The sequence below is a fragment of the Pseudoalteromonas luteoviolacea genome, from assembly GCF_000814765.1.
In the GTDB taxonomy this organism is placed as follows: Bacteria; Pseudomonadota; Gammaproteobacteria; order Enterobacterales; family Alteromonadaceae; genus Pseudoalteromonas; species Pseudoalteromonas luteoviolacea_H.
This window is the reverse complement of sequence record NZ_JWIC01000010.1, coordinates 1-5,000: the sequence shown is the minus strand read 5'-3', so window position 1 is coordinate 5,000 and position 5,000 is coordinate 1. Positions and strand designations below refer to the sequence as shown.

Below are 5,000 nucleotides of genomic sequence, written 5' to 3'. Positions count from 1 at the left end.
TGAAATTGAAATCGCAGTGAAGATGCTGTGTACCCGCGGCTAGACGGAAAGACCCCGTGAACCTTTACTACAGCTTGGCACTGAACATTGACCCTACATGTGTAGGATAGGTGGGAGGCTTTGAAGCACAGTCGCTAGATTGTGTGGAGCCGTCCTTGAAATACCACCCTTGTAGTGTTGATGTTCTAACTTAGGTCCCTAATCGGGATTGAGGACAGTGCCTGGTGGGTAGTTTGACTGGGGCGGTCTCCTCCCAAAGAGTAACGGAGGAGCACGAAGGTTGGCTAAGTACGGTCGGACATCGTACGGTTAGTGTAATGGTAGAAGCCAGCTTAACTGCGAGACAGACACGTCGAGCAGGTACGAAAGTAGGTCATAGTGATCCGGTGGTTCTGAATGGAAGGGCCATCGCTCAACGGATAAAAGGTACTCCGGGGATAACAGGCTGATACCGCCCAAGAGTTCATATCGACGGCGGTGTTTGGCACCTCGATGTCGGCTCATCACATCCTGGGGCTGAAGTCGGTCCCAAGGGTATGGCTGTTCGCCATTTAAAGTGGTACGCGAGCTGGGTTTAGAACGTCGTGAGACAGTTCGGTCCCTATCTGCCGTGGGCGTTTGAGAATTGAGAGGGGCTGCTCCTAGTACGAGAGGACCGGAGTGGACGAACCGCTGGTGTTCGGGTTGTTATGCCAATAGCATTGCCCGGTAGCTACGTTCGGAATCGATAACCGCTGAAAGCATCTAAGCGGGAAGCGAGCCTCGAGATGAGTTCTCACTTTAACTTAGAGTTAACTGAAGGGCCGTTGAAGACTACAACGTTGATAGGCGAGATGTGGAAGTGCTGTGAGGCATTGAGCTAACTCGTACTAATTACCCGTGAGGCTTAACCATACAACGCCAAAGTGGTTTTAAGCTTGTTAGAAGTTAAGAATATAAGTAGACGATAAGAATTTAATTACGCTTCCAGATTTTAAGCATTGTGACTAGATAAGCTCTTATGAGAAATCAATTCACCTTGCGCAAATGAAATGACAAAAAGACGTCATTAGCCATTTGCACGAAAAGAATTTGCTTGGTAACCATAGCATTTTGGAACCACCTGAACCCATGCCGAACTCAGTAGTGAAACGAAATAGCGCCGATGATAGTGTGGGGTTTCCCATGTGAAAGTAGGACATTGCCAAGTGCCAAATAAAAGAAAGCCCGATTCGAAAGAGTCGGGCTTTTTTCGTGCTAAATCGTCTCGAATGTTGCAGAGGTCATGCACATTGATAAAGAGACGAATTAGCGCAAGGTGAAGGGAGCATCCTTCACCGCCGACAAGGCAAACTCAAGATTTCCTCAGCAACAGCTAAACTAGCTTATTTCACCTTGCGCAAATTGAACGTACTCGCTTCGCTCGTTATCGTTACATTTTGCACGTTAATCACCTTACGCAAAAAGAGCGTACTCACTGCGTTCGTTGTCGCTAGTCTTTTGCACGATAAGCGCAAGGTGAAAGGAGCAACCTTCACTGCTTTAACTCTTTACTCCTTTTAAATACAGTCCCTCAGCAACAGTTAAAACCGCTTATTTCACCTTGCGCAAATTGAACGTACTCACTGCGTTCATTGTCTTTGGCAATTTGCACTATAGACCCTGAAACGAGTTCAGGGTGACGGAGAGGTTGGGTGCAGTGCTATAATTACCTTTGATTAAAACTGCTCATTTCACCTTGCACAAAAGAAGCGCACTCACTGCGTTCGCTGTCGCTAGCCTTTTGCACCATGTCATCCTGAACTCGCTTCAGGGTCCGTGCTTTTCCAGTTTTTGCCAGGTTGCTGAGTTTGTAGAGGTGTATTGATTCTGTTCGGTTAAACCGGCTCACTTCACCTTGCGCAAAAGAAGCGCACTCACTGCGTTCGCTGTCGCTAACCTTTTACACCACGTCATCCTGAACTCGTTTCAGGATCCATGCTTTGTTAGTTTTGACGCGATTGCTGAATTTGTAGAGGTGTATTGATTCTGTTCGGTTAAACCGGTTCACTTCACCTTGAGCAAATTGAACGTACTCGCTTCGCTCGCTGTCGTTACATTTTGCACCATGTCATCCTGAACTCGCTTCAGGATCCATTTCTTTTGTGCCTAATATATGGTTTCCGGAGTAAGTCCGGAATGACATAGAGAGAACATGATAGAGGTTGATGGCAGTGTATTGACTTTGTTTAGTTAAAACGGCTTATTTCACCTTGCGTAAAAAGAGCGTATTCACTTCGTTCATTGTCGCTAACCTTTTACACTTTTCTTGCGCAAATTGAACGTACTCGCTTCGCTCGCTATCGTTACATTTTGTACTTTTATCCACAGGTTTTTGTGTATAACTTGTGTATCTAGGCTGTGCTTTTTGAGGTTAACTAATTAAATAAATTTATTAAGAAAAAAGCGAAAAAAACGCTTGCGCCAATCTTAAATCTCCCTATAATGCGCACCCACTGACACGGCGGGCTGCGAGAGAAAACGCAAACCAAAATGAAAGTTAAAGTTAAATTGAAAGATTAATTAAAAAATTAAATTTTCTAGTTGACTTTAAAAGTGAAGCGGTTAATATGGCGCTCCACTTCGCAGCAACGCTGCGGTAACTAACCAAGAGTTAGTTACACTGTTCTTTAAAAATATGAAGCAATCATCTGTGTGGGCACTCGTACAGATTGAGTTCTAACAAAAAATTTAGAATCTCAATTTTACTGAGTGACTATAACAGTCAATTCGATTTATTTCTTTTATTAGAAATTATCAATCAGTATTCATTGAGTCAGGTACTCGGTACCAAAAAACTTTTAATTGAAGAGTTTGATCATGGCTCAGATTGAACGCTGGCGGCAGGCCTAACACATGCAAGTCGAGCGGTAACATTTCTAGCTTGCTAGAAGATGACGAGCGGCGGACGGGTGAGTAATGCTTGGGAACGTGCCGTAAGGTGGGGGACAACCATTGGAAACGATGGCTAATACCGCATAATGTCTACGGACCAAAGGGGGCTTCTGCTCTCGCCTTATGATCGGCCCAAGTGGGATTAGCTAGTTGGTAAGGTAATGGCTTACCAAGGCGACGATCCCTAGCTGGTTTGAGAGGATGATCAGCCACACTGGAACTGAGACACGGTCCAGACTCCTACGGGAGGCAGCAGTGGGGAATATTGCACAATGGGCGCAAGCCTGATGCAGCCATGCCGCGTGTGTGAAGAAGGCCTTCGGGTTGTAAAGCACTTTCAGTAAGGAGGAAAGGTTAGTAGTTAATACCTGCTAGCTGTGACGTTACTTACAGAAGAAGCACCGGCTAACTCCGTGCCAGCAGCCGCGGTAATACGGAGGGTGCGAGCGTTAATCGGAATTACTGGGCGTAAAGCGTACGCAGGCGGTTTGTTAAGCGAGATGTGAAAGCCCCGGGCTCAACCTGGGAACTGCATTTCGAACTGGCAAACTAGAGTGTGATAGAGGGTGGTAGAATTTCAGGTGTAGCGGTGAAATGCGTAGAGATCTGAAGGAATACCGATGGCGAAGGCAGCCACCTGGGTCAACACTGACGCTCATGTACGAAAGCGTGGGGAGCAAACAGGATTAGATACCCTGGTAGTCCACGCCGTAAACGATGTCTACTAGGAGCTGGGGTCTTCGGACAACTTTTCCAAAGCTAACGCATTAAGTAGACCGCCTGGGGAGTACGGCCGCAAGGTTAAAACTCAAATGAATTGACGGGGGCCCGCACAAGCGGTGGAGCATGTGGTTTAATTCGATGCAACGCGAAGAACCTTACCTACACTTGACATACAGAGAACTTACCAGAGATGGTTTGGTGCCTTCGGGAACTCTGATACAGGTGCTGCATGGCTGTCGTCAGCTCGTGTTGTGAGATGTTGGGTTAAGTCCCGCAACGAGCGCAACCCCTATCCTTAGTTGCCAGCGATTCGGTCGGGAACTCTAAGGAGACTGCCGGTGATAAACCGGAGGAAGGTGGGGACGACGTCAAGTCATCATGGCCCTTACGTGTAGGGCTACACACGTGCTACAATGGCAGATACAGAGTGCTGCGAACTTGCGAGAGTAAGCGAATCACTTAAAGTCTGTCGTAGTCCGGATTGGAGTCTGCAACTCGACTCCATGAAGTCGGAATCGCTAGTAATCGCGGATCAGAATGCCGCGGTGAATACGTTCCCGGGCCTTGTACACACCGCCCGTCACACCATGGGAGGGTTGCTCCAGAAGTAGGTAGCTTAACCTTCGGGGGGCGCTTACCACGGAGTGATTCATGACTGGGGTGAAGTCGTAACAAGGTAGCCCTAGGGGAACCTGGGGCTGGATCACCTCCTTAACGATTTAGAACAGATTTGTTCGAAGTGTCCACACAGATGATTGTTAGTTAGCTTTATAGCTAATTAATATTGCTCTTTAAAAATTTGGAAAGCTGATAATTAAATTCTCGAATAACAAGCAATTGTTATTCAGAGTTTTCGAAAGAAAATGCCGATTAATCATTTAGTTGATTAATTAGCGTCTACTTTAGTATTACTTAACTTCTGGCGAAGTTAAAACTGTCTTTGACGATACAAACCATTTTGGGTTGTATGGTTAAGTGACTAAGCGTACACGGTGGATGCCTTGGCAGTTGGAGGCGATGAAGGACGTACTAACTTGCGATAAGCTAAGTCAAGCCAGTAAGAGGCACTTGAGACTTAGATTTCCGAATGGGAAACCCACCGCTTAGCGGTATCTTACAGTGAATACATAGCTGTAAGAGGCAAACCGGGAGAACTGAAACATCTAAGTACCCGAGGAAAAGAAATCAACCGAGATTCCGAAAGTAGCGGCGAGCGAAATCGGATTAGCCCTTAAGCTTCAGTGTAATTAGTGGAACCTTCTGGAAAGTTGGACGACACAGGGTGACAGTCCCGTACACGAAAATTTATCTGAAGTGAAATCGAGTAGGTCGGAGCACGTGAAACTTTGACTGAATATGGGGGG

At 46.4% G+C, this 5,000-nt stretch carries 4 rRNA genes (1 of these 4 running past the window's edge); all 4 read left to right on the top strand.

Annotated features, from left to right (window positions below):
• Nucleotides 1-894 (top strand): 23S ribosomal RNA (locus JF50_RS21645); it begins 1,989 nt to the left of the window's first position.
• Between the two features lie 180 nt (nucleotides 895-1,074).
• Nucleotides 1,075-1,189: ribosomal RNA gene (gene rrf / locus JF50_RS21640) — 5S ribosomal RNA — on the top strand.
• A gap of 1,631 nt (nucleotides 1,190-2,820) precedes the next feature.
• Nucleotides 2,821-4,350 (top strand): 16S ribosomal RNA (locus JF50_RS21635).
• 255 nt (nucleotides 4,351-4,605) lie between these two features.
• Nucleotides 4,606-5,000: ribosomal RNA gene (locus tag JF50_RS21630) — 23S ribosomal RNA — on the top strand; the annotation flags it as partial.